We start from the raw sequence: 2290 nt of genomic DNA, 5'->3' as shown, positions 1-2290 counted from the left end.
CAGAAATTCCCGATCAGCGGGCGAAAGGTCGACGCCGTCGAGCAGGTCGGGGCGCAGGCGCGCCGTGCGCTCAAGGCTCATATCCCGTCGCCAGCGGGCCACCCGCGCATGGTCGCCCGAAAGCAGCACCGGCGGAACCTCGACGCCCCGGAATACCGCAGGGCGCGTGTACTGGGGATATTCCAGCAAACCGTCGGCAAAGCTCTCGCCGAGCGCTCCCGTCTCGGCACCCAGCACGCCAGGCAGCTTGCGCACGACAGCATCGATGATCACCATAGAGGCCAGCTCACCGCTGGTAAGCACGTAATCCCCCAGCGAGATAGTGCGATCGGCCAGTGCATAGGCACGCTCGTCGATGCCCTCGTAGTGGCCGCAGACGAACAGCAGCCGCTCTTCTTGCGCCAGTTCGGTGGCAAGTGCGTCGTCGAAGGGCTGGCCGGCGGGGCTCAAGAAAATGGTGTGAGGACGTAGAACGGGAAGATGGCCGGAGGTTGCGGGGTTGCGGGGCAGGATATCCTCGTAGGCTTCGAAGATGGGCTCGCATTTCATGACCAAGCCGTCGCCGCCGCCGTAAGGGTCGTCGTCGGTGGTGCGATGGCGGTCGTGGGTCCAGTCGCGCAGGTCGTGAGCGTGGAACTGGAGGATGCCCTTCTCCTGGGCGATACGCATCATGGACGTGCCCATGACCGAGTCGTACATGGAAGGAAACGTCGAGAGCGTCTCGATGATCATGTGATGCGTCCTTTCAGCAAACCGCGCAGGTCGGAGGGTTCCGGTGTTGTCCGATCGGAAGCTGGGACGCCTGCCTGCCCCGGCACCGAGCAACGCAACACGGGGGCTACAGGTCCAGCAGGCCGGAGGGCACGTCTACCTCGATCAGGCGCGCGTCCTCGTCCACCTCGACCACAAACTCGTCCACCAGCGGGATGAGGATCGCACGGCCGTCTGGCGCCGCAACCTCCAGCATCATCTGCCCCGGCATCTCCTCGATGCTAGCGACCATGCCCAGCATCCCGGCGCACGCGTCACGCACCTGCCAGCCAGCCCAATCGGCTTCGGGTGCATCGAGTACTCCCTCAGGAAGGTCGGCGCGACGCACCAAGCAGTGGCAGCCCGCCAGCTTCTCGGCTGTGTCGATGTCGCGCACAATGTCGAACGTCACCACGGCCGCCTGCTCGCCTGAAGGCACGACGGTTTCGACGCGGGCGCGGCGCGGGGCATCAAGCGCTGGAGGCACGAACGCAACTTCAATGCCCTCTTCCAGCAAAAAGGGAAGGCCCGCCGCGCTGCGCACGACGAACCCTCCCTGCAAGTTCTTTGTTTTCGCCAGATGGGCGACGTCGATCCAGGTGCGCATCTAGTCGATGAGCTCCACTTCGACATGGGTATTCGTGCGCGACGCAGCGGCACGGGCGAGCGTGCGGATGGCTTTGATGACCCGCCCCTGACGACCGATGACTTTGCCGGCATCCTCTTCGTTCACACGAACCTCGATGAGGATAGAGCCGTCCTCGGCATCGCTCGACTCGATTTGCAGCTCATCGGGAAACTCAATGAGCGGGCGCACGACGGACTCGACGAGGCCGACGATGTCTTCCGTCTGCTCGGCCATGGCAGCTACGCGCTTTCGCGAGCGCTCTTGAGCAGGCGAGCCACCGTGTCGGTCGGCTGCGCACCATTCTTGATCCACTGGTCGGTCTTCTCCATATCGAACTGCACCATTGCAGGCTCGACACAGGGGTTGTAGCGACCGATTTCCTCGATGAAACGACCGTCACGCGGGCTGCGTGCGTCGGCAACGACGATACGGTAATACGGACGCTTCTTGGCACCGTGACGGGCCAGGCGAATTTTCACTGCCATGAAGGTGAACTCCTTTTTGCTTCTTACGTAATGGTTCCGATCGCACCCGGCTTGATGCCGAATGAAAACAGCAATTGCTAATAATACGGGGCTAGCGCCCATTTGGCAAGTCGATTACCACCAATATTCTAGCGAAGCGACACTAATATGGCATTTAAGACCCCTCTCGTCCTCGAAAAGCCCATGTTTTCGGACTTTTCACCGCGCATACTACAACTAATGGAAAGGTAGGACTTCGCCAACCGGCGCCATGAGCGAGGAGCACGGAGTTAGCAGACACGCAAAGTGGTGGTGGTGTATACTTCAAAATGCATACCGAACCGAGCCTGCAGGTCCGGCCTATTCGATGAGTTAGGACACTCATGCCCCTACTAACAAGAGAAGATGAGCTAGGGCGTTATGCCCCCGACGCGTGGACGTTCTGGCG

Annotated in this window: 4 protein-coding genes; all 4 read right to left on the bottom strand. The window is 61.4% G+C overall.

Going from position 1 to position 2290, the window contains the following annotated elements; genetic code table 11:
• A partial coding sequence (gene trmD, locus RR842_RS14070) for a tRNA (guanosine(37)-N1)-methyltransferase TrmD (RefSeq protein ID WP_332730202.1) occupies window positions 1-732 on the bottom strand: 732 nt, incomplete at its 3' end.
• Between the two features lie 106 nt (window positions 733-838).
• Window positions 839-1357, bottom strand: a complete 519-nt coding sequence (locus RR842_RS14065) for a 16S rRNA processing protein RimM (protein WP_332553567.1) — start codon at window positions 1355-1357, stop codon at window positions 839-841.
• Window positions 1358-1612: a KH domain-containing protein gene (locus RR842_RS14060; RefSeq protein WP_332515077.1), complete on the bottom strand. Its 255-nt coding sequence runs from the start codon at window positions 1610-1612 to the stop codon at window positions 1358-1360. It lies immediately after the preceding gene.
• A gap of 5 nt (window positions 1613-1617) precedes the next feature.
• Entirely contained in the window at window positions 1618-1863 is a 246-nt protein-coding gene (gene rpsP / locus RR842_RS14055) for a 30S ribosomal protein S16 (RefSeq protein WP_332515075.1), read from the bottom strand.
• Window positions 1864-2290: the final 427 nt, after the last annotated feature.

Origin of the sequence: Gordonibacter sp., from assembly GCF_036667095.1 — a bacterium.
Taxonomy (GTDB): Bacteria; Actinomycetota; Coriobacteriia; order Coriobacteriales; family Eggerthellaceae; genus Gordonibacter.
This window is presented reverse-complemented; position numbering and strand designations above follow the sequence as displayed.

What these genes read in the sequence shown, in the direction of transcription:
- RR842_RS14060 (WP_332515077.1), bottom strand. Translation starts at nt 1,612, where the DNA reads ATGGCCGAGCAGACGGAAGACATCGTCGGCCTCGTCGAGTCCGTCGTG.
- RR842_RS14065 (WP_332553567.1), bottom strand. Translation starts at nt 1,357, where the DNA reads ATGCGCACCTGGATCGACGTCGCCCATCTGGCGAAAACAAAGAACTTG.
- rpsP (WP_332515075.1), bottom strand. Translation starts at nt 1,863, where the DNA reads ATGGCAGTGAAAATTCGCCTGGCCCGTCACGGTGCCAAGAAGCGTCCG.